Annotated in this window: 21 protein-coding genes and 1 pseudogene; 13 read left to right on the top strand and 9 right to left on the bottom strand. The window is 62.2% G+C overall.

Going from position 1 to position 23,657, the window contains the following annotated elements; all coding sequences use genetic code 11:
- Positions 1–106: 106 nt before the first annotated feature.
- The 3 genes from KG722_RS00385 to KG722_RS00395 all read right to left on the bottom strand — a co-directional run bounded on the left by KG722_RS00385 (position 107) and on the right by KG722_RS00395 (position 3,296).
- Complete coding sequence (locus KG722_RS00385) at positions 107–556, bottom strand: DUF805 domain-containing protein (protein WP_300998111.1); 450 nt, start codon at positions 554–556, stop codon at positions 107–109.
- A 42-nt stretch (positions 557–598) separates the two neighbouring features.
- Positions 599–1,135, bottom strand: coding sequence for a DUF805 domain-containing protein (locus KG722_RS00390; RefSeq protein WP_213268425.1), 537 nt, complete (start codon positions 1,133–1,135; stop codon positions 599–601).
- Positions 1,136–1,289: 154 nt separating this feature from the next.
- Complete coding sequence (locus KG722_RS00395) at positions 1,290–3,296, bottom strand: acetyl/propionyl/methylcrotonyl-CoA carboxylase subunit alpha (RefSeq protein ID WP_213268426.1); 2,007 nt, start codon at positions 3,294–3,296, stop codon at positions 1,290–1,292.
- A gap of 459 nt (positions 3,297–3,755) precedes the next feature.
- Here KG722_RS00395 and KG722_RS00400 point away from each other — a divergent pair, with 459 nt between their 5' ends.
- Together KG722_RS00400 and KG722_RS00405 are read left to right on the top strand one after the other, a co-directional pair.
- The gene (locus tag KG722_RS00400) at positions 3,756–4,679 is read left to right on the top strand and encodes a serine hydrolase (RefSeq protein ID WP_300998112.1); all 924 of its coding nucleotides are present in this window, start codon (positions 3,756–3,758) and stop codon (positions 4,677–4,679) included.
- Positions 4,680–4,967: 288 nt separating this feature from the next.
- Complete coding sequence (locus tag KG722_RS00405) at positions 4,968–5,936, top strand: hypothetical protein (protein WP_213268427.1); 969 nt, start codon at positions 4,968–4,970, stop codon at positions 5,934–5,936.
- Here the strand turns inward: KG722_RS00405 and KG722_RS00410 are convergent.
- The gene (locus KG722_RS00410; protein ID WP_213268428.1) at positions 5,920–6,375 is read right to left on the bottom strand and encodes a BLUF domain-containing protein; all 456 of its coding nucleotides are present in this window, start codon (positions 6,373–6,375) and stop codon (positions 5,920–5,922) included. The two genes, KG722_RS00405 and KG722_RS00410, sit on opposite strands and share 17 nt — an antisense overlap.
- Positions 6,376–6,529: 154 nt before the next feature.
- Here KG722_RS00410 and KG722_RS00415 point away from each other — a divergent pair, with 154 nt between their 5' ends.
- The 3 genes from KG722_RS00415 (at position 6,530) to ald (ending at position 9,492) form a co-directional block, all read left to right on the top strand.
- Positions 6,530–7,342 carry an SDR family oxidoreductase gene (locus KG722_RS00415; RefSeq protein WP_213268429.1) on the top strand — a complete coding sequence of 271 codons (813 nt, stop codon included), beginning with the start codon at positions 6,530–6,532 and terminating at the stop codon, positions 7,340–7,342.
- Between the two features lie 197 nt (positions 7,343–7,539).
- Complete coding sequence (locus tag KG722_RS00420; RefSeq protein WP_300998113.1) at positions 7,540–8,211, top strand: TorF family putative porin; 672 nt, start codon at positions 7,540–7,542, stop codon at positions 8,209–8,211.
- 159 nt (positions 8,212–8,370) lie between these two features.
- Entirely contained in the window at positions 8,371–9,492 is a 1,122-nt protein-coding gene (gene ald / locus KG722_RS00425; protein WP_213268430.1) for an alanine dehydrogenase, read from the top strand.
- A gap of 73 nt (positions 9,493–9,565) precedes the next feature.
- Here ald and KG722_RS00430 read toward each other — a convergent pair whose 3' ends face one another.
- On the bottom strand, positions 9,566–10,873 hold the full coding sequence (locus tag KG722_RS00430) for an amidohydrolase family protein (RefSeq protein WP_213268431.1): 1,308 nt from the start codon (positions 10,871–10,873) through the stop codon (positions 9,566–9,568).
- 117 nt (positions 10,874–10,990) lie between these two features.
- On the opposite strand from KG722_RS00430, the gene KG722_RS00435 reads away from it, so the two are divergent.
- The gene (locus tag KG722_RS00435) at positions 10,991–11,857 is read left to right on the top strand and encodes a pirin family protein (protein WP_213268432.1); all 867 of its coding nucleotides are present in this window, start codon (positions 10,991–10,993) and stop codon (positions 11,855–11,857) included.
- A gap of 7 nt (positions 11,858–11,864) precedes the next feature.
- Here KG722_RS00435 and KG722_RS00440 read toward each other — a convergent pair whose 3' ends face one another.
- Positions 11,865–13,529 (bottom strand): hypothetical protein, encoded by a 1,665-nt coding sequence (locus tag KG722_RS00440; protein WP_213268433.1) that lies wholly within the window; start codon positions 13,527–13,529, stop codon positions 11,865–11,867.
- A gap of 88 nt (positions 13,530–13,617) precedes the next feature.
- Here KG722_RS00440 and KG722_RS00445 point away from each other — a divergent pair, with 88 nt between their 5' ends.
- The 5 genes and pseudogenes from KG722_RS00445 (at position 13,618) to KG722_RS00460 (ending at position 19,141) form a co-directional block, all read left to right on the top strand.
- Positions 13,618–14,892, top strand: a complete 1,275-nt coding sequence (locus tag KG722_RS00445; protein ID WP_213268434.1) for an FAD-dependent oxidoreductase — start codon at positions 13,618–13,620, stop codon at positions 14,890–14,892.
- A 143-nt stretch (positions 14,893–15,035) separates the two neighbouring features.
- Entirely contained in the window at positions 15,036–15,662 is a 627-nt protein-coding gene (locus KG722_RS00450; RefSeq protein ID WP_213268435.1) for an FMN-dependent NADH-azoreductase, read from the top strand.
- Between the two features lie 850 nt (positions 15,663–16,512).
- Complete coding sequence (locus KG722_RS00455; protein WP_213268436.1) at positions 16,513–17,436, top strand: type IV toxin-antitoxin system AbiEi family antitoxin domain-containing protein; 924 nt, start codon at positions 16,513–16,515, stop codon at positions 17,434–17,436.
- A pseudogene (locus tag KG722_RS15315) lies at positions 17,426–17,530 on the top strand (nucleotidyl transferase AbiEii/AbiGii toxin family protein); the annotation flags it as partial. The gene KG722_RS00455 and the pseudogene KG722_RS15315, both read left to right, overlap by 11 nt.
- Before the next feature lie 135 nt (positions 17,531–17,665).
- Complete coding sequence (locus KG722_RS00460) at positions 17,666–19,141, top strand: HipA domain-containing protein (protein WP_300998114.1); 1,476 nt, start codon at positions 17,666–17,668, stop codon at positions 19,139–19,141.
- Between the two features lie 59 nt (positions 19,142–19,200).
- On the opposite strand, the gene KG722_RS14865 is transcribed toward KG722_RS00460, so the two are convergent.
- Positions 19,201–19,326: a hypothetical protein gene (locus tag KG722_RS14865; RefSeq protein WP_300998115.1), complete on the bottom strand. Its 126-nt coding sequence runs from the start codon at positions 19,324–19,326 to the stop codon at positions 19,201–19,203.
- A gap of 342 nt (positions 19,327–19,668) precedes the next feature.
- Between KG722_RS14865 and KG722_RS00465 the strand changes: the two genes are divergently transcribed.
- Positions 19,669–21,114, top strand: coding sequence for a DASS family sodium-coupled anion symporter (locus tag KG722_RS00465; RefSeq protein ID WP_213268438.1), 1,446 nt, complete (start codon positions 19,669–19,671; stop codon positions 21,112–21,114).
- Positions 21,115–21,236: 122 nt separating this feature from the next.
- On the top strand, positions 21,237–21,902 hold the full coding sequence (locus KG722_RS00470; RefSeq protein ID WP_213268439.1) for a DUF2490 domain-containing protein: 666 nt from the start codon (positions 21,237–21,239) through the stop codon (positions 21,900–21,902).
- 97 nt (positions 21,903–21,999) lie between these two features.
- Here KG722_RS00470 and KG722_RS00475 read toward each other — a convergent pair whose 3' ends face one another.
- Complete coding sequence (locus KG722_RS00475; protein ID WP_213268440.1) at positions 22,000–22,209, bottom strand: cold-shock protein; 210 nt, start codon at positions 22,207–22,209, stop codon at positions 22,000–22,002.
- A gap of 212 nt (positions 22,210–22,421) precedes the next feature.
- Positions 22,422–23,633: an acetyl-CoA C-acetyltransferase gene (locus KG722_RS00480; RefSeq protein ID WP_213268441.1), complete on the bottom strand. Its 1,212-nt coding sequence runs from the start codon at positions 23,631–23,633 to the stop codon at positions 22,422–22,424.
- Positions 23,634–23,657: the final 24 nt, after the last annotated feature.

Consider the following 23,657-nt stretch of genomic DNA (forward strand, 5'->3'; position numbering starts at 1 on the left):
TCCAACGAAACCTGTGTGGCCCTTATCAATAAACGATAAGGAATGGCAACTAAAAAAGCCGGGCCCGAAAGCCCGGCTTCTCAAGGGTTTTAAGCCATTTCGCGGCTCAGGCGAAGATATCTGCGTTCGCGCCGGCCGGATTCTTCGGATCGGGGCCGTATTTGTTGGATCCTGCCGTGCCTGGAATGCACGCGATCACGATCATCGCGATACTGGCAAGCAATCCGATGAACGGGATCATGCTCACGATGATAAGGCCCAGATAGATCCAGCCTGTCTGGTTGATGTCATGGAGCCTGCGGACAAACAATGCGATGCTCGGAATGATGATCGCAAGACCATAGAGACCCAGGATACCAATGAAGACAAAGCCCAACGGTCCCATCTCGCCGGTTTCCGGGTTGAAGCCACCCAGCACCCCCAGCAAGATGCCCAGCACTGTAAATACGATCAGGTTGAACAGCACCACCCACCAGTATTCCGAGCGGCGCGAACGCCCCTGGAAGTCCACATACCGGGCAAAGAACATTTTTACTGCGTCAGGAAAACTTACCATCGAGGATACCCCCTTTTCGATGTAGGTTGAACTCAAAGATACTCAGACGAAAGTGGACGAAGCCCCGGCCGGGCCAGGACCATACTGGTTGTCGTTCGGGTCGGTTTTGTTCATCGCGCCCATCACGGCGCCAACAATACCAGTAACGATCAGCGTAGAGAGAATGCTGGGGATCAGCTGGGCCTGCGCGGCCTTCTTCGAGGCTTCCATGGCCACGCTCATCGCGGCTGCCGGATTGCCGCTCGAAGCGGCCTGCTCAATCTCGCGCTGCATCTCTTCCTGCATCGCCACCTGATCAATCCCGAACAGGGAGGGCAGGAACATCGCCAGCACAACTGACACGACGATTGCCAGGATCACCACCAGGATTGTCATCCAGCCCGACTTGCCGGAGTCATGGAAGCGCTTCACATGCACCGCAATCCACGGCCAGACGAACAGGATGCCGATAAACCCGATGAAGGGAGAGACAAATGCGCTGATCAAGGACAGCGCCGCGCTGATGGCAAACAGGATGAGCACTGCCCGCCAGTAGGCAGGCTGATCAATCCGCCCGTTCGGGGTCAGGAATAGTTCCATGGTCACGTCCCTTTAATGTCCGGCCGCATAAGGCGCCTGCCAAAGTCAAGAATGGCAGCCAAAAAACCGCAAGGCCCCTGCCGTTACGGTAGCAGGATTACCAGACACAACCGGTTTAGGGAACGTTAAGTTCGCCAGCCGCCCGCAAAATTGGTCAGGCGAACTCCACCATGATCTCGTCGGCCGCCACGCTGTCGCCCGCCTTTACGTTGATGGCCTTCACCGTGCCGGTTGCGCCTGCACGGATAATGTTCTGCATCTTCATCGCCTCGACGATGCACACCGCCTCGCCTTCCTGCACTTCCTGACCCATCGTCACGTCCATCGACACGACCAGCCCCGGCATGGGCGAAATGACCAGCTTCGAGGTATCCGCCTTCGGCTTCTCCGGCAGGCGGGCGTGCATGTCGGCCACAAACGGGGTACACACAAGCGCGCGCAGCGCCACGCCGCGATGCCGGAAGAGATAGCCCTCGGTCCGGTCGGCAAACTTCACGGCAAACGGCTTGCCGTCCAGCACGCCGTCCACAAGATGCTCGCCCGGATGCCAGGACGTCACAAGGCTGTGCGCCTTGCCGCCATCCACCGTGATCTGAGCTTCCCCGTCCTTGCCGATATCAATGGTCACCGGGTGATGCTTGTCGCCCAGGATCACCACCCAGTCCTTGCGCATCGAGGCCGCCGGATCAGACATCTGCCCCGAAATCTGCGCCGCCCGGCGCGAGAAGAAGGCATGCACATAGGCCGCCGAGCAGATCAGCTGCGCTTCCTGTTCCTTCGTCGGCTCTGTGCCCTGGAAGCCTTCGGGGAACTCGTCCTTGATATAGGCCGTCGTGATGTTGCCCGAGCGGAACCGCTTCTCGTCCACAACCGCCGCAATGAACGGAATATTGTCCTGGATGCCCTCGATGTGGAACCGGTCGAGCGCCTCGCCATGCGCGTCCAGCGCCGCGTCGCGGTCTTTGCCGTGGGTGATCAGCTTGGCGATCATCGGGTCGTAGAACATCGAGATTTCGTCGCCCTCGCGCACGCCGGAATCCAGGCGCACGGTCCCGCGCGCCACTTTCCCTTCCGCAGGCGGATGGAAGCGCTTCAGGCGGCCAATCGAAGGCAGGAAGTTCCGGTACGGATCTTCCGCATACACCCGGCTCTCAACCGCCCAGCCATTGATCTTGACATCAGACTGCTTGATCTTCAGCTTCTCGCCGTAAGCCACCAGCAGCATCTGTTCGACAAGGTCCACCCCGGTGATCATCTCGGTCACCGGATGCTCGACCTGCAGGCGGGTGTTCATTTCCAGGAAATAGAAGCCCTTGTCCTTGCCGGACGCCACAAACTCCACCGTCCCGGCGCTGTCATAGTTCACAGCCTTGGCGAGCGCCACAGCCTGCTCGCCCATCTTCTTGCGCGTCTCCGCGTCGAGCAGCGGCGATGGCGCTTCCTCGATGACTTTCTGGTTCCGGCGCTGGATCGAGCATTCGCGCTCGTTGAGGTAGATGCAGTTGCCATGCTTGTCGCCCAGCACCTGGATTTCGATGTGGCGCGGCTCCAGGATGAACTTCTCGATGAAGATCCGGTCATCGCCGAAGGAGGCTGTCGCTTCGGCCTTCACCGCCGGGAAGCCTTCTTCGACTTCCTTGTCGTTGGCCGCCACGCGAATGCCTTTGCCACCGCCGCCAGCCGACGCCTTGATCATCACCGGATAGCCGATCTGGCGGCTGATCTCGACGGCGTGCCTGGTGTCGGTGATGAGGTCCATATGCCCGGGCACGGTCGAAACGCCGGCCTCCGCGGCCAGCTTCTTCGAGGAAATCTTGTCGCCCATCGCGTCAATCGCGTGCGCGTTCGGGCCGATCCAGCCGATGCCCTCTTTCTCGAGGCGCTTGGCAAAGCCGGCATTCTCCGAAAGGAAACCAAAGCCCGGATGGATCGCCTCGGCGCCGGTCTGGCGCACGGCGTCAATGATCTTGTCCTGGACGAGGTAGGACTGGGCCGCCGGCGAAGCACCGATATAAACGGTCTCATCGGCCATCTCGACCGCCATCGAGCCGGCATCGGCATCCGAATAAACCACGACCGTTTTGACGCCGAGCCTCCGGCAGGTCTTGATGACACGAACAGCGATTTCACCGCGATTGGCGATCAGGATCTTCTTGAACATGCGTCCTCGGCCCTCGAAACTGCAACAAACCCGTCTCCGTTAAGCCGCCCCTGCCCCCTTGTCCATGCTTGCCCCACCGGCAATTTGCTGCGCTGCCCCTTGCAGCCAAACGGCGCCCAACTAAAGCTGGCGGCCGATAAAAAATGACGGGAGGGTCAGGTTCATGGGCGGCGCAGGTAAATGGCTTCGGGGCATCGCAAGTGTTGGCGTTGTCATCATCCTCCTGCTCGGCGCAGGCTGGGTGCTGGTCGGGCCTGACTGGCGCGCCCTCATCGCCCATCCGCCCTCTGGCCGCGACGTTCTCTTCTGGTCAAATCCCCAGCGCGACGCCGCCTTCCGGATGATGGACCGACCTGCCCCTGATCATCGAATCGCGCCCCATCGCGGCCGGCGATACCTCCCGCGCCGCTGCCTGAAGGTCCCCCGCTGGACCTCGGCCCGCTCGACCTTGACGCCTATATGGCCTCCCAGAACGCCGCCGCCCTCGTCATCCTGCAGGACGGCAAGATCCGCCTCGAACGGTATGGCAACGCCTTCACGCCCAGCGGCCGCTGGACCAGCTTCTCCGTTGCCAAATCCCTCACCTCCACTCTTGTTGGCGCCGCGATCGTGGACGGACATATCGAGAGCCTCGAAGACCCCGTCACGAAATATATCCCCGGTCTGGCCGGCTCCCCCTATGACGAGGTGACAATCGCCCAGCTCCTGACGATGACCTCCGGCGTCGCCTGGAACGAGGACTATGAAGACCCCAATTCCGATGTCGCCCGCTTCGACAGCGCCGAGCCTGTCGCCGGTGAGATCGGCATCGTCACCTATATGCGCGGCCTCGAGCGCGCCCATCCCCCCGGCGAAGTCTGGAACTACTCCACCGGTGAAACAAACCTCATCGGCGTCCTCGTCAGCGCCGCCACCGGCAAGCCCGTCGCAGACTATCTCTCCGAAAAGATCTGGGTGGCCTATGGCATGGAACAGGACGCCACCTGGCTGCTGGGCCAGGACGGCCACGAAATCTCCGGCTGCTGCATCCAGGCCTCCACGCGCGACTTTGCCCGCTTCGGCCAGTTCATCCTCGACGGCGCCATGACAGATGCGGGCCCCGTTGTCCCCGCCGGCTGGCTTGCCGCCGCCACCGTCAAGCAGGCAGACATCAGCGAGCCCGGCTATGGCTACGGCTATCAGTGGTGGACCTGGGACGAGGGCGCCTTCATGGCCGACGGCATCTTCGGCCAGGGCATCTTCATCGACCCGGCCCGCAACCTCGTGATCGCGTCCAACGCCAACTGGACCACCGCGCTGGGCCTGCGCGATGGCGAATGGCCCGCCCGCTCGGACTTCTACCGCAAGGTTCAGGCTGCAATCGACGCCGAAGCGGCGGAGTAAAGCCTCACCAAAACCATGTGTAACCGGGGACATGGGTTACAGGTGTCATGGTATTTTCCGTGTGCAGCTGGAGTTGACGCGCCTCGGCAAATCCACCAGACGCGACGCCTGCGAGCTCCTCCGGGAACTGACGGAAACCACCAGTACCCGCTTCTGTCACAACATGTCCTCCGGGCTGGCCTGCCCCATGGCCTGCCCTGCCCCCGCCACTTCGCAGGGGAGGAAAAGGACGCTTGCCTCCCTGTGTCAAATATGTTAGTGAACGCTCACTTTTAAGGAGAAGGCCCCATGCCCGTCATCCGCCTCGACCTCGCCGCCCTCATGAAATCCGGCCAGATCACGCCCGAGGAGGCCACCCGGCTTGCCGCCCTCGCCCTGCCTGGCACGCGCGCCGGCCTGGCGGTCAACCTGCTCCTGATCTTCGGCGCCGTCGCGGTCGCCATTGCCGCCATCGCCCTTGTGCCCAATGCGGCCACCGGCCTGATGCTCGCCCTCGGCGCCATCACGGGCGCGGAAATCCTCCGCCGCCTGAAGACGGGTCCTGTCACCGGCGATAGCTTTGCCCTCCTCGCCACTGCCCTTGCCCTCATGGGCACACTCGGCCTCGCCGGCTGGACCGCCTGGCAGTTCCAGGACGCCCCCGCCACCGCCCCTGCCGTGCTGGTCACCTTCGTGCTCGCCGCCGGCGCCCTCTGGTATTGCTCCGCCTTCCTCGCAGCCCTGGCCGTCCTCGCCCTCGGCGCGGTCTTCGGCACAGGAACGGGCTACTGGCATGCCAGCTACGGCCTCTTCGTGGAGGAGCCGGTGATCACGATCGCTGTCTTCGGCGCCCTCGCCGCCGGCCTCTATCAGCTGCGCGCAACGCTCCCGGAAGCCTGGTCCAATCTCACCACTGTTGCGGCCCGCACCGGTCTTGTCCTTGTCCATTTCGGCTTCTGGGTCGGCTCGCTCTGGGGCGATGTCATCGGCGACAGCTGGCTGCCCTATGGTTCGCGCTCGGAGGCTGGCCGCATCCTTCCCTGGATATTCTCCCTCGGCTGGGCCGGCTTCTCCCTCGCCCTTGCCCTGCGCACCCCGCGCGGCGGCTTCCTGTCAGTCAGCGCCCTCGTCTTCCTCGCCATCCATGGCTACACCCAGTATTTCGAGACCTTCGGCGCCGAGCCGATGAGCCTCCTCATCGCGGGCCTCGTCCTGGTTGGCCTCGCCATCGGCGTCGCCCGGTTCGTCCGCCGGGGCGAGCTCAAGCCTGACGGATGAATTTGGAAAAGGTGTAGATCAGGTCTCGCGGCGCCTCGGCCGTCATCAGGCTGTCGACAGGATCGTCGCGTCTTGCCAGCATGGTCCCGGCAACTTTCGTGGATTGGCCGTCTTTGTCCACGCGGAAGTAGTTCATCGACCAGAGCGGAAAGGCCCGCGTTCGGGAGCATTCGGCCAGGATGCGCACCACGCCGCTATGCCGGTCGTCCTTCATTATCCGGCCGAAAATGTCCTCTACCTCTGCGCGCGGACCCTCGATCAGCTGCATGAAGCTCGCCCCATTATGGGCGAGGTAGCCGGTGATGTGGCGCTCTTCATTATTGGACTGGGAGGTGTTGAGAATACTCAGCATATCCGTCTCCGTCAGGCCGGGACGGGCCGTGCTCACATAGATCAGGCGGAACAGGTCATGGCTCATGCAGATAGAACGAACAGCCATATATACCGGTTCCCGGCAAGCTGCTGCACCGCCCGGTTGCCCCGCCGCCCCCGCGCCGCGCGCCACGCGGGCGCGCCCCTCCCTTGACTTCCCCGCCGGCCCCCAGCCCATTGATAAGGCAGCAAAAACCGGACCGGGATAAAGGAAACACCAGATGACCCAACGAGACCTTGAAGGCCGCACCGCTCTGATCACCGGTTCGGCCACCGGCCTTGGCCGCTCGATCGCCCTTAAGCTCGCCGAACGCGGCGCCAGCGTCATCATCAACTGCACCAAGTCGATTGCCGATGGCGAAGCCACCGTCGCCGATTGCCAGGCCGCCGGCGCCCAGGCCCGTCTTGTCCCGGCGGATATCTCCACCGATGAAGGCTGCCAGAAGCTCGCCGATGCCGCCGCCCAGGCCGGCCGGCTCGACATCCTCGTCAACAATGCCGGCATAACCAAACATGCCCGCGATCACAGCGACCTGGACGCCCTCAGCCGGGAGGATTTCCTCAACCTCTACTCTGTCAATGTCGCCGGGCCCTTCATCCTTCTGCAGAAAACCAAGGACCTGCTGGTCGAGGCCCACCGCCAGACCGGCCGCGCCTCTGCCGTCCTCAATGTCTCCTCCATTGCCGGTGTGGCCGGGGTTGGCTCATCGGTCGCCTATGCCGCCTCCAAGGGCGCGTTCAATACCATGACGATCAGCCTCGCCCGGGCGCTGGCCCCCGCTATCCGCGTCAACGCCGTCTGCCCGGGCTTCATTGGCACCCGCTGGTTCAAGGACACGATGAGCGAGGAGCAATACACGAAGATGGAGGCCGGGGTGGCCGCCTCGGTCCCCCTGAATGTCGCCTCCGGCCCGGACGACATTGCCGATTCCGCCCTGTTCCTCGTCAGTGACGCCTCCCGTCACATAACTGGTGAAACCCTGCTGGTGGATGCCGGCATGCACCTTGGCTATGCCCCGCTGAAGGCACGCTGACTCGCCCTCTGCCTGATTTCTGGACGCTGCAGCGCACAATTGCGAGGCAAGGGCATCTGCATCTGCCTAAAACAGCGGCGTTCCGCCCCCTCTCGCCGGTGTTCCCGTCAGGGCAGCATCGGCAAGACCGGGAAAGCCCGGCACTTTCGTCCATGGCGCTCAAGCGGGAGCGTGATCAAAAGACGGGGTTAACACGCATGCGTATGAAATTTCTTCAGGCGGGAGTCGCACTGGCTGTCATGGTGGCGGCTGCCGGCACTGCCTCGGCCCAGGGTGAGTTCTCGGGCAACGTCGCTCTGACCACAGACTATGTCTGGCGCGGTGTCTCCCAGTCCAACGGCGACATGGCCATCTCCGGCGGCTTCGACTATTCCAACGGCATGTTCTATGCCGGCACCTGGGCATCGAACGTCGATTTCGGTGACGCGTCCGACACCAACGTGGAAATCGACTTCTATGGCGGTCTTGCCGGTGAACTCGAAAGCGGCATCAGCTGGGATGTCGGCGTGATCTACTACGCCTATCCCGACGCGGAGGAATCCGACCTGGACTTCGTCGAAATCAAGGGCGCGCTCGGCTATGCCTTTGAAGGCGGCCTCGCTGTCGGCGGTGAAGCCTATTACGACATCGACAACAAGAACCTCTATCTGAACGCCACGGCAGGCTATTCCCTGTCCGACGCCTTCAGCGTGGACGGCAGCGTCGGCAACTACCAGTTCGATGCTGGCGGCGACTACACCAACTGGTCGCTCGGCGGCACCTACTCCGCCCTCGGCTTCGGCTTTGACCTGCGCTACTGGGATACCGACATCGACGCCACCGACATCGCCGACGAGCGCATCGTGTTCACCATTTCGCGCTCAATGTAATCTGCCTGAAGGACCTGGAAACAGGGCCTGAAATCTGAAGCCGCGTGCGGGGTGTCTGTTTTCCCGGCACGCGGCTTTCTTTTTTCGCGTTTACGAAGAGGGGGTAGAACCGCCTCAAAAGGCGGTTTATAGGCATGATCTTTCCCTGAGGAGAGGCGCATGCGAATTGGTGTTCCAACAGAAATCAAAAAGCAGGAATCCCGTGTCGGCCTGACACCTGAAAGCGCTGGCGAGCTCGTTCGCGCGGGCCATCAGGTGAACATTCAGGCAGGCGCGGGTGTTGCTTCAGGCTTTGCTGACGAAGCCTATACCGCCATCGGCGCGGCAATCCTGCCCGATGCCGCCGCCCTGTTCGGCGAGAGCGAACTGATCGTAAAAGTGAAGGAACCGCAGCCGGAAGAAACCGCGCGCCTCACGAAGAACCATACCCTCTTCACCTACCTCCACCTCGCTCCCGATCCGGTCCAGGCCAGGGGCCTGATGGATTCCGGCTGCCTTGCGATTGCCTATGAAACGGTGACCGATGCGCATGGCGCCCTGCCGCTGCTGCGCCCGATGAGCCAGGTGGCCGGGCGCATGTCGATGCAGGTGGCTGCCGGCGCGCTGATGCGCACCAAGGGACGCGGCCGCGGCATCCTGATGGGCGGCGTGCCCGGCGTGGCGCCTGCAAAGGTCGTCATTATCGGCGGCGGCGTCTCGGGCACCCATGCCGCAGAAATCGCTGTCGGCATGCGGGCCGATGTCTGGATCTTCGACCGCAACAATGAACGCCTTGGCGAGCTCGACGAGCAGTTCCGCGGCACCGTCAACACGATGTATTCCACCGCCCACTCCCTCGCCGAAGCGATCAAGGACGCAGACCTCGTGATCGGCGCTGTGCTGATCCCCGGCGCCTCGGCTCCCAAGCTGATCAGCCGCGCGCAGCTCTCCACCATGCAGCCGGGCTCGGTACTGGTGGACATCGCCATCGACCAGGGCGGCTGTTTCGAGACAAGCCATCCGACCACGCATGATGACCCCATCTACGAAGTCGACGGCATCCTCCACTATTGCGTGGCCAACATGCCCGGCGCCGTGCCGCGCACTTCCACCTACGCGCTCAACAACGCCACCCTGCCCTTCGTCATGCAGATCGCCAATCTCGGCGCCCGCAATGCCATCAACGCCAACAAGCATCTGGCCAATGGACTCACGGTCGATCAGGGCACCATCGCCCACAAGCTCGTCGCCCGCGACCTTGGCGAAAAATATGTGCGTCCGGAATGGCTGACGGTCATCTGACCATCTGACTCCAGATGTAAAAGCCCGGACAGCGTCCTGCTGCCCGGGCTTTTTGCTGCCTTGCGCTGCGGCCTCAGGGTTTGATGACCTCGCCGCGCGCCATGACGAAGCTGACAGATTTCAGCAGCTTCACATCCGCCACCGGGTCTCCCTTCACGGCGATGATGTCGGCGCTCTTGCCGGGCTCCAGTGTGCCGGCCGTTTCGGTGATGCCGAGCAGGTCGGCCGCGTTCACGGTGGCCGCCTTGATGGCTTCCATCGGCGGCATCCCGAAGCGCACCATCAGCTCGAACTCATCCCCGTTGCGGCCATGCTTCGAAACGCCGGCATCGGTGCCGAAGGCAATCGGAACGCCCTTGGGATAGAGGATTTCGAGGCTCTTGCCGGTGATGCCGATGCGCCATTCGATCTTGGCGCGCACATCGGGCTCATACGCGTCGGGATTGGCTTCCAGCCGCTCGATATATCCGTTCACGGTCGAAAGGGTCGGCACATAATAAGCGCCCGAGGCCACGAACGCCTCGATGGTTTCCGGGTCAAGGATTGTACCATGCTCGATGGAATCCACTCCCGCTTCCAGCGCCAGGCGGATACCGTCCTCGCCATGGGCATGGGCCGAGACCTTCTTGCCAAAGAGGTTTGCCGTCTGCACGATGGCCACTGCCTCGTCCTCGAACATCTGCTTGCCAAGGCCCGCGCCGATCCGGCTGTTGACCCCGCCGGTGGTGGCGAGCTTGATCACGTCCGCCCCGCGCGACACTTGCAAACGGACCGCCCGGCGGCAATCCTCGGCCCCGTCACACGTATTGCCCGCTGCCTTGAAATAGGGACGCAGCTCGTCGCGGTATCCCAGCGAGCCATCCATATGGCCCGACGACACCGAGATCGAATTGCCCGCGTCCAGAATGCGCGGCCCCTGGATCTGGCCATCATTGATCGCGTCGCGCAGCGCCAGCACCGCCCCGTCGCTGTCGCCCAGATTACGCACCGTGGTGAAGCCTGCGCGCAGCGTCTTCATCCCGTTCTCCCAGGCGTCAAAAGCCTGCGCTGCCGGCGAGAGGGTGATCTCTTCCAGCTGCCCGGCAATCCCGCCGGAATCAGACGTGAGGTGGACATGCGCGTCGATCAGGCCGGGCAGCACATAGCTGTCCTTCAGGTCGATCACGCGGACATTGCGGCCCGCCGCCTTGAAACCATTTTCCACGGACACGATCTTGCCATCTGTCACGGTAATAGTGGTCGCCCCGCGCGGCGCATTGCCCGGCACATCCAGCACCTTTCCGGCGTGGATGATCACGGTCTCAGCGGCAGACGGCAGCGCCGCCGCAACGCAGAGCGCTGCAATTGCGGCAGCGCGTTTCAGGCTCAGGGTAAAGGTCATCGGATCAGTCCTCCCGGGTCAACAGATCTGGCATAACTCTTATAGGACGGTTGCGCCGAGAAAACCCTCATCATCCATCCCATCTCGGCTAGGGTGGGCAAAGACAAGGAGGCCCTCATGATCGAACTCATCATCGACAAGCGCGCGCGAGACCTTGGCGGCGGCTTTGAAGTCGGCCGCGTGCTGCCCTTTGCCAGGCGGCGGATGGTCGGCCCCTTCATCTTCTTCGACCAGATGGGCCCGGTGGATTTCGCCCCCGGCATCCCGCGCGAACTTGACGTGCGCCCGCATCCCCATATCGGCCTTTCGACGGTCACCTATCTCTATTCCGGCGCGATGACCCACCGAGACAGCCTCGGCTTCAAGCAGGAGATCCGGCCCGGCGCCGTCAACTGGATGACCGCGGGCAAAGGCATCACCCATTCTGAACGCCTCGAGCATGCCCGCATGAACGGCGCCCACATGTACGGCATCCAGGCCTGGGTGGCTTTGCCGCAGGAAGAAGAGGAAACCGGTCCCGGCTTCTGGCACCACCCGGCCGCCAGCCTTCCGGTCTGGAACGAGGCTGGTCTCAAGGGCCGCCTCATCGCAGGGTCTGCAGAGGGCATGGACGCAGGCGTAAACGTCCGCTCCCCGATGTTTTACATGCACTGGGACATGGAGAAAGGCGCCCGCCGCAAGGTGACCGGTGAATACACCGAACGCGCTGTCTATGTCACCACCGGCGCCGCAAACGTGGCCGGCCAGAAGATCGGCGCGGGCCAGATGGCAGTCCTTGGCAAGGGCGACGTGATCGTCACCGCGGAAGAGGCGTCCACCGTGATGGTGCTCGGCGGCGAACCGATCGGCGAACGCTTCATTTTCTGGAACTTCGTTTCCTCCTCCAGGGAGCGGCTCGAACAGGCAAAGGAGGATTGGAGACAGGGCCGGATGAAACTGCCCGATGGCGACGATCAGGAATTCACGCCCTTGCCCGAAGGCTGAAGACGGTTCAGGCAGCTCGCCCCGAATGCGGGCGCGCCAGTGCCTCGGCATCACCCTGCTTGGTGGACGTGGCGCTGGTGTTGAACTTCAGGATATAGACGATCGAGCCGTTCCGGGCTTCGCGCATTTCGATCTGCCCACCGATGGTCTGCATCAGCGCGCGCCAGACAAGCCGGTTTTCCGAGCTTTCGGAAAGATACTCTTCGGTCAGTTCGGTCTGCATCTGGCCGTTGGCAAGCCTGGCGGCTTCGACCGAGACCCAGCCCTGCTCGCCGCGCACGCCGCAGCGTACCCGCAGGGATCCCCCGCCCCGGCACACCTGGCCGAGCTCAAGCAGCACGGCCGAGAGCACCCGCGAAAGCACCCGCGCCGCCTTGGCGCTGTCGATCATTGTATCCTGCCCGCCCGGCTCGTCGATTTCGACGCCCAGGGTGGTGATGGCCGAGTGTTTCTGGGCAATGACCTGAGCAAGCGTCGTCTTCAGCGACACATCCGAGCCATCGACGATGCTGTCGCCGCCCTGTGTGATCGAGAGAACCTCATCCACGAGGCTGAGCGCCTGATCGGCAAAGCTGACCATCTTGTCGCCCGCAAGGCGCACTTCGGCGTCATCAAACGGGATCTGGCTGCGCGTTTCAAAGCGCGAAGCAATCGTGCGCAGCGTGCGCAGCGGCAGGCGCAGCTCGCGTGTAACCGAGCCGACAAAGCGCTCCACGGCAAGGCGGGCTTCTTCAGCGTCACGGCGGGCCTCGTCGGCCTCCTGGCGCAGGTCGTCCATGCGCGAAACGTCCGTATGGATAATAACCCGGCCACCCGAGCTTGTCGGCACGCAGGAGCGCATCACGCCGCCCACGTCTGCCAGCTTGCGCATCTCCGTACCGGGGCGGAAATCGGCCTGCTCGAGACCCTTGGGGAACCAGCGCTGGTGAACGGCGTTCTGGATGATCACATTGCCAGCCGCATCATAGATCGCGAAGGCTTCGGGAATGGCGGTCACAGCGTCCAGCAGCTGCTCATGGTTCTGGGCGGCGAGGCGCTTTGCCTCCATCTCCAGCAGCAGGTTGCGATAGGCGTTGAGGCTGGCGAAAGCCGAAGCCAGCGTCAGCACGATACCCAGCGCGACAATCGTAACGGGCAGGCCAACCGGTTCGAGCAGGAAACCAATCGTCGCCGTGGTAGCAGCGCCCAGAAGGAAACGGGCTGCAACATTCGCGACCGGCGAAACAACTGCCACCACGCCGGCGCACATGCCGAACACGATGGCAAACATAGAAACCTTGATGCCGACATCCCCCGTGGGCGCCAGCATAACGCAGAGGCCCCACCAGGCGCCAACGACACCGGTGGCAACTTCCGCCTTGCGCAGGAAACGTCCGCGCACGGGCCTTGCGGACGAACGGTCCCACCGGCTGCGGCTCCAGGCGATCTGCGAAATGGCAAAAACCCAGATCGGGATCATCCATCCAAACAGAAGCGCTGTGTTGGTGCTGCCAAACAGCGTGAACACGACTGCGGCGGAATTGATGATGTTGATGAAGCCCATGACCGTGAGTAGTGACACCAGGCGATGGTGCATATAGGCAGGGATGTCAGGCGTCTCACGGCGCTTGAGCCGTCCCACTCCGACGAGCGGGAACAGTATAACGTCTGAAAGGCCAATCGACATCTTCATGCGAGTATTACTAACAGGACATGATGAAGATGGGTTTTTACCGAACTGTGCGACCTTCAAGGTCCCTTTAACCAAAGAATAACTCTCTATGAGCCCGACAAACCGGACTTCCCTGGCAATTGTCGGCGCGGGCCCAGCGGGCCTCACCCTTGCGCAATTCCTGCGTCTTAAGGGGTATTCGGCAGCCACCCTGATCGAACAGGCAGACCGTGTCGGCGGAAAATCCGACAGCCTTGACCTTGGCGACATCGTTGCGGAGATGGGCACGTGTTACGCCACAGGCGCCCACAAGGATGTTGTCGGGTGGATGAAGCGCCAGGGCGGTGATCTGCGCATCCTGCGCAAGACGACGATCGATGGCGCCGGCCTGAAGGATTATATTGGCGATGCGGGCGGCCCGCCGCTGGGCGCGCAGGTGCTCAGCTATCTGGCAAAGCGCGACCGCCTTCTGAAACAATTGAAAAGGACGCCGGACAAACCTTCCCTTCTGGCCGAAGCGGCCATGCCGACGGATGCCTGGCTGGCTGAAAACAAGCTGCCGAAAATGACCCGGCTGATGTACCGCGCCATCACCTCACTCGGCTACGGTTACCTCAACGAAGTCTCGATCTATCAGTCGATGCAATGGGTCGATCACCACACCATCCTCAGCGGGGCCACCGGAAAGCTGATCATGCCGGCGGCCGGATGGTCGGATTTCTGGAATGTCCTGTCGCAGAATTTCGATGTCCGCCTGTCCAGCAGCATCCTGAAGATCGAGCGTTCGGGACAAGACAGCCTGTTGCACTTCAAGGATGGAACCCAGCTTGCTGCAGGCGCCCTTGCCTGCACCATCCCGATGGATAACTGGGCCAGTCTGGTGAATAATCCGACGGCAGATGAAACAGCCGTCGCCGGCGCGATCACCTGGAAGGGCTATGCTACGTCGCTGATCGTGGTGGAGAACTGGTTCACCAGCGAGGACATCCGCTCCTTCTCCAAGGCCTTCCTGCCCGGCTCCTATCCCGGCCAGCTGATCTCGGCGCGCTATGAAGGTTACAGCCCGGATTTTGGCGGGCATCTCTATGTCACCGGCCAGATCCCCGGCGACTACACCCTTCCGGAACTGCGCATCTTCCTTGAGCGCGACCTGGCAGACCTCGGCGCCAGTCTCGTCAATGTGGTCAACGCAAAGACCTGGCGCTACTTTCCCCATTATGACCTGAAAGCCATCAGCGCGGGCCTCCTGGGCACCATGCGGGGCATGCAGGGCCAGGCCGGCACCTGGTATACCGGCGCCACCTTCTCGCATGAATCTGTGGCGAATGTGTCCCGCTTCAACAAGGCGCTCACGCCCGCATTACTGGCGCGCCTGAAGGGCTGATCGCAATCCGTGCATGAATAAAGCGGGCGGGAGGCAGTTCATTGCGCGCCTGCATAAGTGTTATCGGCCACGGGCAGGATCACGAACCTCAGCCCAGCCCCCAGATGTCAGGCGTTGAACGACACGCCATCGGAGGCTTTCAGATGTCCACACTTCTTGTCATCAATTCCAGCGCCAATACCGGCGATTCGGTGTCGCGCACCCTCATCGACGACGCCGTCGGCCAGTTCCTCGCGGCAGCGCCGGGCATCAAAGTCGTGCGCCGCGACCTTGGCACCACCCCTGTCCCCCACCTCACCACGGCGAACCTCGCCGGCGTGCGCGGCACCCCCGCCACCGAGGAAGAGCATTCGGCCCGCGCCCTGTCAGACCTCCTGATCAGCGAGCTGCGCACTGCCGACACCGTCGTGATCGCCGCACCGATGTACAACTTCTCCGTGCCTACCAGCCTGCGCTCCTGGTTCGATTTCGTCCTGCGTGCCGGCGAGACCTTCAAATATTCCGAGGCCGGCCCGGAAGGCCTGCTGAAAGGCAGGAAGGTCGTCGTGCTCACCTCGCGGGGCGGCCTCTATTCGGAAGGCCCCGGCGCGGCCGCCGACTTCCAGGAGCCTTATCTGCGCCACCTGCTCGGCTTTGTCGGCATCACGGATGTGACCTTCATCCACGCCGAAAAAATCGGCTATGGCCCCGACGCCCGCGCCGCCGCCATCGCGTCGGCCAGAGGCCAGATCGCCAAGGTGGCCAGCACCTTCTCCACCGTCGCTGCCTGACCCTCCCGGCAACCGGCCACCCCTGCCGGATGGCAGCGACGCCGCGCCCGCGCTCGTCTCCCGAGCGCGGGCGCCTTGCGCTTGGGAGGTCGCCAATCCGTTGCTTGCCAAGCCAAAGACCACGCCTTAACGCTGCCAGGCAAGGTGCCGGCGTGGTGGAACGGTAGACACAGGGGACTTAAAATCTGTTGGCAACCCTTCACGTCTGCACGGGGTCGAGTGGAAAAAGTAGAAACAAGAACAGGAGGTTGTGGAGCGCTTAGAAGAATGAAAAATTTGCAAGGGCAGAAGACTAGGAGCCAATTGGGAGCCAATACAGTCAGAAAGCCTCGCAAGCGGACGTGGTGGAATCGGTAGACACAACAGACTTAAACCATGTGATTGAGTGCCCCGGTGGAAATGCCGGGAGTAGAACTGCTCAAATTCGGGGAAAGCTAAGGGTCCAGATCGGACCGATGCCAATCCCGAGCCAAGCCTGGCGAAAGCCGGGAAGGTGTAGAGACTAGACGGGCAGCATCTAAGGTCAGCGCGCTGACTATGATGAAGGGATAGTCCAGACCACAAACGGTGCCTTTTGCTTCTGCAGTCTGGGCGTCGGCGGTGAAAACCGTAGTCGGTAAGAAAATCTGTCGGGGGTATCCCCGTGCGGGTTCGAGTCCCGCCGTCCGCACCATTCTTGTTTGATCCCGTGTCTCTGCGCTCAAATAAATCGTGCTCATGGTTGCGGTGCGGTTCGAGCTGGCTCCTCGCGCCCGGACCATTCTCTCCCACTGAAACGAAGACTGAGCGCTGGGGCGCCGGTCTCAGGCATTTCTTGGTTTGACGGAGGGAACGACGGCAAGTCAGCAGCATGGCGACAGACCCGCCCTTGGGGAGCTTTGATCGTCCGTCATTTCGTATCCCTTGGGTTTACCAAGTGCGATGCATTCAAGATACCGAGCTTATCAAATTTCGAAAGCCAGCTATTTTGTATCCCATGACGCGACAAAACGAGACAAAGCTAAAATGGCTGCTGGAGACCGTACTGCCGGGTCGGCTGGTCGATACGCCGACGCTGGAGCGTCATGGCATCACGCGCATGCTTGCCCACAAATACATAGACAGCGGCTGGCTCGAACCTGTCGTGCGCGGACTCTACCGACGTCCGCAGGCCGACGTTCGCAGCGAAGACTGGCAACTCGTCGTGCGCTCGCTGCAGCACGGTATGGACTATTCATCAGTCGTCGGCGGACGCACTGCGCTGGAGCTACAGGGGCTCGCTCACTACGTGCCGATGCGAGGTGATCAGGACGTCCACCTTTATGGCGATGCGCACCCGACCTGGCTGAAGCGGCTGGATGCGGCTGGACGCTACCGGCTGCACAGCACCAAACTGTTCGACATGAGCGCTGATGAGGAGACGACGGAGGTCGACTCACCCGTCGGCCCGCTAAAGTGTTCAACGCCGGAGCGTGCCATCCTCGAGCTGCTGGATGAGCTGCCAAGGTATGAGAGCGCTCATACAGTCGATAAGGTCTTTGAAGGCCTCGCCTCTGCGCGCCCCCGCAGACTGGAGAAGCTGCTGGCGTCATGCACGAGCATCAAGGTGAAGCGCCTCTTCTTCGTCTTCGCCGACAAGCACGGCCATGCCTGGCGTCGTCATCTCTCGCCAGAACGGTTCGACCTCGGTTCGGGGCCTCGTGCCCTCTTTGAGAACGGCCACTACCATCCACACTACGCCATCTCCGTGCCGCCGGAACTGATGCCGCAAAGTGAGGCTCGCGATGGTGCGTGAGCGATATGTGGATCAGGTCCGGCTGCTGGTCGATATTCTGCCAGCCGTAGCGGCAGAGGACGACTTCGCCCTGAAAGCCTGTGCGGCGATCAACTTTCATGTTATATTACTGATCGGGAAGATTTTAGCATAAATATACCGCCAAGAGCTTACAACTACCCGTTCGGGAACATTTTGCTTGACGCCAGCCCGCTAATCACATATCTTCCCGTTCAGGAAGATAATGATAATGACACCAACAGATATTGGAATCACCATACGCGCCGCACGAAAGGCGCAAGGCCTGCGGCAGGACGAACTTGCGGCTGCGGCCAATGTCGGCGTGCGTTTTCTGATCGAGCTCGAAGCCGGCAAGGAAACCGCCCAGCTCGGCAAGACGCTGGCCGTTCTGTCTGCGCTCGGTATCGACGTGGCGCTATCCACCCCTGACGAGGCGCGGCGCATGACGCGGCGGCTGATCGTCTGGTGGAACGGCGCGCGTGTTGGTCAGCTCGCCCTGAACGAATACGGCGAACCTGAGTTCACCTATGCAGCCGACTGGCTCGCAACCTCGAACGCGAGGCCGGTTTCAGCGTCCTTGCCGCTGCAGCCCGAACCCTTCGACCGGAGGGCAACACTGCCCTTTTTCGAGGGTCTTCTGCCGGAGGCGGCCCAGCGCACTGCGATTGCGCAGGCGCTTGGCATTTCTGAACGAAATGAGTTCCGACTCCTGGAAGAAATTGGCGGCGAGGTCGCCGGGGCGATCGAAGTCTGGCCGGAGGATATGGAACCTGCTGTAGCAGGGTCGCCAGAGGCATCCCGAATTCTGAGCGATGACGAACTGGTCGCGCTGATCGACCGGTTGCCAACGCGCCCCATGCTGGCGGGCGGCGAAGACCGCTTGCGGCTTTCGCTCGCTGGCGCCCAGTCGAAACTGCCTGTGATCTGCAAGGATGGCCAGATCGCGCTGCCCGCACCAGGGCAGCCAACAACCCATATCCTGAAGCCCGAGATCGCCCGGTTCGAGGGCACTGCCGAGAACGAGGCCTTCTGCATGCGGCTCGCCTGCGCCATCGGGCTTGACGTTGCTCACGTCCAGTATCGCAGCATCAGCGACAAACGGTTCCTGCTGATCGAACGCTATGACCGGCAGACCGGCGAAGACGGGAAGACGATGCGTCTTCATCAGGAGGATTTCTGCCAGGCGCTTGGTTTCACGTCAGCGCGCAAATATGCAAGCGATGGCGGGCCGGTTTTCCGGGACTGTTTTGCCCTTATCCGGCGGGTAACGACGCGACCCGCAGCCGAAACGCTGAAGCTGCTGGATGCGGCCCTGTTCAACGCCATCATCGGCAATGCCGACGCCCATGCGAAGAATTTCAGCCTGCTCTATCTGCCGGACCGCACGCAGCTCGCACCGCTCTATGATCTTCTCTCCACCGTTGCCTATCCGGACCTCAGTCAACGCTTCGCCATGAAGATCGGCGGACGCCGGACGCTGGAGGAGATTTACCCCGCCGATCTCGACAAGTTTGCAAGGGACATCGAGATCCGCGCACCGTTCGTTCGCAGACGGATGGGGGAGATTGCAGAGGCCGTTATCGAGCAATCGGATGGTGTTGCGGCCGCGCTTGTGTTGGCGAGTGATCGGCGACAGCTGCTCAATGAGATATGCGATACCGTTGCCGGGCGAGCGAAGTTACTACTGGATCGGCTCAAGTCCTGATGGATACCCAGTCACCGTTACGCAATACCGAAACCGGTTCGCCCAATATCAGGATGGCGCTACTCTCCAACTGCGCGATCGCGCTGCTTGAGCATGCCGACAAGAGCGGCGGTCTTGGACTGACGCTTGATTGCCTGCACATGCTTCTCGGCCGAAGACTCTTTCGGCCCGGATTTCTGTCTCATCTTCACTCCTCGTATCAGTTACGATGAGCCAGAAATCCTCCTTAAGCAATTTAGCCGAACTGTCTCATGGTCGCTGACGGGGAACAGCCATTTTTTAAGCCTTTCTGCAAGTGTTTGCAAAAGGCATTCTAGCCCTCTTAAAATCCCTAGGCCCAACGGCCGTGCCGGTTCGAATCCGGCCGCCGGCACCAGTTTCACTCTGATCGGGTATCGCCGCGCCTACATGCGTCACGCTCAAGGCTGGTTGCGCCGCAGTTTCGGGGGGAGTGCCCCCGTTGCGCCATTTGCCCTTCTGCGAAAAATCGTTAGCTTTCCCGGCAAGAAGATCGCGGGGAAACGCACATGACGACTGGAGACCGGCAAGCCGCCGCGTTGCGGCCAGGCATTGCCGCGCAGCTCGGCCTGTTCATCGGTCCGGCGCTGGCCATCCTGATCGCCCTCCTGCCCCCGCCCGAAGGTCTGGAGCGAGGCGGTATGCTGGTGGCCGCTGTGCTCGTTCTCATGGCGGTCTGGTGGGCCACCGAGGCCGTGCCAATTGCGGTGACCTCCCTGCTGCCTCTCGGCCTTCTCCCCCTCACCGGTGTCGCCAGCCTGAGGGACATCGCCGCCCCTTATGCCGATCAGGTTGTCCTGCTCCTTCTGGGCGGGTTCATCATGGCGATCGGCATCGAGAAATGGCACCTCCACCGGCGCATCGCCCTCAACGTCCTTCTCTTGTCGGGCGCCCGCCTGAAACTGCTCGCGGGCGGCTTCATGCTCGCCACGGCCCTTCTGTCGATGTGGATTTCCAATACGGCCACCAGCCTGATGATGGCGCCAATTGCCCTCTCCGTCGCGGTGGCCGCCGGCGGTGGCCCGCGCCTTGCCGGCGCGCTTCTGCTGGGAATTGCCTATTCCGCCTCCATCGGCGGCCTCGCCACCCCGGTCGGCACACCCACCAACCTGATCGCCATAGGCTGGCTCAGCGAAAATGCCGGGATCGACATCAGCTTCCGGGAATGGATGAGTTTGGGCCTGCCGGTTGCCCTCATCATGCTGCCATTGGCCTGGCTGATCCTGACCTGGGGCCTCAGGTCCGACGCCGCCGCCGCCAGGGCCGCCGAAGCCACGATCCGCAACCAGCGCAACGCACTCGGCCGAATGACCACTCCTGAAACCCGCGTCGCCATCGTCTTCGGCGTCGTGGCCCTTGCCTGGATCACGCGCGAGCAGCTGGTCCAGATACCTCTCCTCGCCGGTCTCACCGACATGGGCATCGCCATTCTCGGCGCCATCCTGATGTTCCTTGTGCCCCATGGCAGCCATGCCCCTGAACACCAGCCCGGCGGCTGGGCGCTCCTTAACTGGGACGATGCCCGCGCTGTGCCATGGGATGTCGTCCTGCTGTTTGGCGGGGGCCTGTCTCTGGCTGCGGCTGTCCAGGCTTCGGGGCTCGCCGGATGGCTCGGCAACTCCCTGGCCGGCTTTGCCAATGTGCCGCCCATCATCCTCATCCTCATCGTCGTCGCGATCATCATCTTCCTGACAGAAATCATGTCGAATGTGGCCGCCATGACGACGTTCCTGCCCGTTCTGGGCGCGCTGGCGATGGCAACCGGCGTGGACGTGCGCAGCCTCATCATCCCTTGCGCGATGGCCGCCTCCTGCGCCTTCATGCTGCCGATCGCGACCGGGCCGAATGCGGTTGTCTTCGGCATGCGGCAATTCTCGATCGGGCGGATGATGCGGACCGGCTTCTGGCTCAACATCGCCTGCGTGATAATCGTGACCCTGTATTTCGGCCTCTGAGGCCGGACCGCAGCGGCGCCAGCCGGGTTGTCACAAATATACAATCGACGCGTAGGTTTAAGATACCTGCGCCCCGCGAGCTGTCAGTATTGTGTCAGATTTGTTGGGTTAGACGCTGCCCGGTGAAACGTGCATCCTTTGCCCTTATTGCCCTGACCTGCGCCGCGGCCCCGGCCGCGATGGCGGAAAACCAGGTCTGGACATCGATCGACCTCACAGCGGGCCCTTCAGCAGACGGGCAGCTGGGACCCCGTCTGGAAATCAATTCCCGCTACGAACCGGATGGCGCACCCTCGCGCATCGAACTGCGTCCCGGCGTGACCTACGCGCTGCGCCCTGGCGTCGAACTCGCAGGCGGCTACTACTGGGGCCACACAAACCAGTCCGGACCGGACCGGAATGAGCACCGCCTCTGGCAGCAGGCAAGCTATGACATCGCCCGGGGCGGGGGCTTTGAAGTGTCGGGCCGGACCCGCATGGAGCAACGCTACCGGGAGAGCTTTGACGACACCGGCGCGCGCATCCGCCAGCGTGTGACAGTGTCCTACAAGGTTCCCGGAACGCCGTTCACCCTCTCGGCTGGGCCGGAAGTCTATTTTGAATTGTTCAAGACCGATTGGGGCGCCGAAACCGGCCTGAGCGAAGTGCGGACCAAGGCGAGGATTGACTGGGCCGTGTCAGAGACGCTCGAACTGAGCCTTGGCTATCTCAACCAGTTCCAAAACGAGCAGGATGGACCCGACGAAAGCGACCGTCATATCCTGATCGGCCTGTCCAAAGCCTTCTGATCTGTCCCAACGAAAAGCGCGCCTCCCGTCAGGAAGGCGCGCTTAAAAATCTGGTCATCTGCGCAGGCGAGCCAGAGGCGTCTGCCTGCGGGAAAGATTAGGCCAGCTCGATGGCGCTGACCGCCGACTTGCCGGAACGCTTGTCGATGGCGGTGTCGTACGACACTTTCTGACCTTCGTTCAGGTGGGCGATACCCGAACGCTCGAGCGTCGAGATGTGCACGAATACGTCATTTCCGCCGTCGTTGGGCGAAATGAAGCCGAAGCCCTTCTGGCTGTTGAAGAACTTCACGATACCATTTGTCATTTATATAAGTCTCATAGTCATTGGTGGACTGACAATGCGTCAGCCCTTGCATATCGAATTTTGGAGAGTTTCTGAAACCGCAACTCACCTTGGTGAGCGCACGCGCCTGATCGTCCGGCCAATGTCGATGGCAGGCATATGCGCTATCCACAGGCAGAATGCAAGTTTAATTTACTGTCAGGCTCCGGACGCTCCGGAGCCTGACAGGTTTCTCAGTTAACGCGCTCGAACACCGCCGCGAGTCCCTGCCCGCCGCCAATACACATGGTTTCAAGGCCATAGCGCGCCCCGCGCCGGTCCATCTCGCGCAGCATCGTGGCCAGGATCCGCCCGCCTGTCGCGCCGACCGGGTGGCCAAGAGAAATGCCGGAGCCGTGTACATTGAGGCGCGCATAGTCCTCTTTGGAGAAGCCCATCGCCTTGGTGCAGGCAAGCACCTGCGCAGCAAACGCCTCATTCAGCTCGATCAGATCGATGTCTTTCAGGCTGAGACCGGCCCGCTTCAACGCTTTTTCCGTAGACGGAACAGGGCCAATCCCCATCACCGCCGGGCCGACGCCCGCCACAGCCCAGGAGACAAGCCGGGCGAGGGGTTTGAGGCCGTTGGCCTCTGCCAGTTCGCGGGTCATCACCAGACAGGCCGATCCGCCATCATTCTGGCCGCTGGCATTGCCGGCAGTCACGGTGGCTTCTGCGTCCTGCTTCAGGCGGATGGCCTTGAGCTTGGAGAGCACGTCCACCGTGGAGTCGCCGCGCGGATGCTCGTCGCTGTCGACAACCGTGTCGCCCTTTCGGCCTTTGACCGTGAACGGAATGATCTCTTCTGCAAACACGCCGGCCTTCTGCGCGGCCACAGCCTTGGCATGGGAGGCGGCGGCAAACTCGTCCTGCGCCTCGCGGGTGATCTGGTAATCGCGGCGCAGGTTTTCCGCCGTCTCCAGCATGCCGCCGGGCACGGGGAAGTTCTTCCCGCCCGCGGTAAGACGGCCATTAACAAGGCCGTCATGCACGGTCATGTTGCCCTGGCCGAGGCCCCAGCGCCAGTTGGTGGAATAGAACGGCGCGTTGCTCATCGATTCTGCGCCCCCTGCGATCACGCAATCCATCGCGCCGGTGGCCACCTGCATCGTGGCGTTGATGATCGCCTGAAGCCCCGAGCCGCAGCGCCGGTCGATCTGCATGCCGGTGACGTCCACCGGCAGACCGGCGTCCAGCGCCACAACGCGGCCGAGCGCAGGCGCGTCCATCGACGGATAGCACTGGGCAAAGATCACATCATCGACCTTGTCCCTGGCCAGGCCCGTCCGCGCCATCAGGCCCTCGACCACAGCCGCGCCCAGTTCATGCGCGTGCACGCTCTTGAACGAGCCGCCAAAACCGCCCACCGCCGTCCGTACCGGCTCGACAATCACCACATCGCGCATTCATTCCTCCCGGGACTTCTCTGA

This window comes from Hyphomonas sp., from assembly GCF_018402285.1.
In the GTDB taxonomy this organism is placed as follows: Bacteria; Pseudomonadota; Alphaproteobacteria; order Caulobacterales; family Hyphomonadaceae; genus Hyphomonas.

Coding starts and splice junctions, on each gene's coding strand:
- KG722_RS00385 (WP_300998111.1), bottom strand. CDS start 556: ATGGTAAGTTTTCCTGACGCAGTAAAAATGTTCTTTGCCCGGTATGTG.
- KG722_RS00390 (WP_213268425.1), bottom strand. CDS start 1,135: ATGGAACTATTCCTGACCCCGAACGGGCGGATTGATCAGCCTGCCTAC.
- KG722_RS00395 (WP_213268426.1), bottom strand. CDS start 3,296: ATGTTCAAGAAGATCCTGATCGCCAATCGCGGTGAAATCGCTGTTCGT.
- KG722_RS00400 (WP_300998112.1), top strand. CDS start 3,756: ATGGCCTCCCAGAACGCCGCCGCCCTCGTCATCCTGCAGGACGGCAAG.
- KG722_RS00405 (WP_213268427.1), top strand. CDS start 4,968: ATGCCCGTCATCCGCCTCGACCTCGCCGCCCTCATGAAATCCGGCCAG.
- KG722_RS00410 (WP_213268428.1), bottom strand. CDS start 6,375: ATGGCTGTTCGTTCTATCTGCATGAGCCATGACCTGTTCCGCCTGATC.
- KG722_RS00415 (WP_213268429.1), top strand. CDS start 6,530: ATGACCCAACGAGACCTTGAAGGCCGCACCGCTCTGATCACCGGTTCG.
- KG722_RS00420 (WP_300998113.1), top strand. CDS start 7,540: ATGCGTATGAAATTTCTTCAGGCGGGAGTCGCACTGGCTGTCATGGTG.
- ald (WP_213268430.1), top strand. CDS start 8,371: ATGCGAATTGGTGTTCCAACAGAAATCAAAAAGCAGGAATCCCGTGTC.
- KG722_RS00430 (WP_213268431.1), bottom strand. CDS start 10,873: ATGACCTTTACCCTGAGCCTGAAACGCGCTGCCGCAATTGCAGCGCTC.
- KG722_RS00435 (WP_213268432.1), top strand. CDS start 10,991: ATGATCGAACTCATCATCGACAAGCGCGCGCGAGACCTTGGCGGCGGC.
- KG722_RS00440 (WP_213268433.1), bottom strand. CDS start 13,529: ATGAAGATGTCGATTGGCCTTTCAGACGTTATACTGTTCCCGCTCGTC.
- KG722_RS00445 (WP_213268434.1), top strand. CDS start 13,618: ATGAGCCCGACAAACCGGACTTCCCTGGCAATTGTCGGCGCGGGCCCA.
- KG722_RS00450 (WP_213268435.1), top strand. CDS start 15,036: ATGTCCACACTTCTTGTCATCAATTCCAGCGCCAATACCGGCGATTCG.
- KG722_RS00455 (WP_213268436.1), top strand. CDS start 16,513: ATGGCGACAGACCCGCCCTTGGGGAGCTTTGATCGTCCGTCATTTCGT.
- KG722_RS00460 (WP_300998114.1), top strand. CDS start 17,666: ATGACACCAACAGATATTGGAATCACCATACGCGCCGCACGAAAGGCG.
- KG722_RS14865 (WP_300998115.1), bottom strand. CDS start 19,326: ATGAGACAGAAATCCGGGCCGAAAGAGTCTTCGGCCGAGAAGCATGTG.
- KG722_RS00465 (WP_213268438.1), top strand. CDS start 19,669: ATGACGACTGGAGACCGGCAAGCCGCCGCGTTGCGGCCAGGCATTGCC.
- KG722_RS00475 (WP_213268440.1), bottom strand. CDS start 22,209: ATGACAAATGGTATCGTGAAGTTCTTCAACAGCCAGAAGGGCTTCGGC.
- KG722_RS00480 (WP_213268441.1), bottom strand. CDS start 23,633: ATGCGCGATGTGGTGATTGTCGAGCCGGTACGGACGGCGGTGGGCGGT.